Here is a 235-nt window from a genome sequence, read left to right on the forward strand (position 1 = left end):
CAAACAGCACGTCCAGCCGCTCGGCACGCAGCTGCGGGCCGGCGTACTCGGCAATGCCGTAACGCAGGTGGGTATACCAAAGGTTGGCCGCACCCAGGCGGGCGAACCACAGCCGGCGCCCGCGCTGGGGGATCACCGGCAGGTACAGCGCCGCACCACGGCCGTGCGCGGCGGCCATCAGCGGCGCCATGTCCAGCTCGCTGCCGGCGGCAATATAGGCACCCAGGTGCTTGCC

Annotated in this window: 1 protein-coding gene; it reads right to left on the reverse strand. The window is 71.1% G+C overall.

The genetic code is table 11. From position 1 onward, the window contains the following. Positions 1-235: hypothetical protein (locus O4G76_RS21635; RefSeq protein ID WP_269399132.1), on the reverse strand; the 235-nt coding region annotated here is incomplete at both ends.

Source organism: Limimaricola sp. G21655-S1 (assembly GCF_027213785.1).
In the GTDB taxonomy this organism is placed as follows: Bacteria; Pseudomonadota; Alphaproteobacteria; order Rhodobacterales; family Rhodobacteraceae; genus Limimaricola.